Source organism: Enorma phocaeensis (genome assembly GCF_016901575.1).
Lineage (GTDB): Bacteria > Actinomycetota > Coriobacteriia > Coriobacteriales > Coriobacteriaceae > Limicola > Limicola phocaeensis_A.
Window position 1 is genome coordinate 1 of record NZ_JACJKQ010000075.1, and the last position, 512, is coordinate 512.

A 512-nucleotide genomic window follows, 5' to 3' on the forward strand; every position below is an offset into this window, starting at 1 on the left:
CTTGGGAACAGCGTAAGCTGGGGGACATCTGCACGTTCTCCAAGGGTCGCGGATACTCAAAAGATGACCTGCGCGAATCTGGAACCCCCATCATTCTCTATGGTCGCCTCTATACAAACTACGAGACGAGGATCGAGAGAGTCGATACTTTCGCGGAAGAGAAGGGCGGCTCCCTGTTCTCTGTTGGCGACGAGGTCATCATCCCGGCATCCGGAGAGACCGCAGAGGACATTGCGATCGCGTCATCGGTGCGCTCAGCTGGGATAATGCTCGGCGGCGACCTGAACATCGTGAGGCCTGACGGTTTGATTGATCCGGACTTCCTTGCTCTCGGCATCACGTACGGCAGCGCGCATCGCGATCTGTCCAAGAGAGCGCAGGGGAAATCGGTCGTGCACCTGCACGGCAGCGACGTCGCTGCGATCGGTTTCTTGTTCCCATCGAGAAAGGAGCAGGCCGCGATTTCGTCAGTCGTGTTCGCGTTCGACGACCTCATCGCACTTCACCAGCGT

At 58.2% G+C, this 512-nt stretch carries 1 protein-coding gene; it reads left to right on the plus strand.

Annotation, left to right across the window (positions count from 1 at the left end; genetic code table 11):
• The coding region (locus H6A15_RS10240) for a restriction endonuclease subunit S (RefSeq protein WP_204673651.1) at positions 1 to 512 on the plus strand (512 nt) is incomplete at both ends.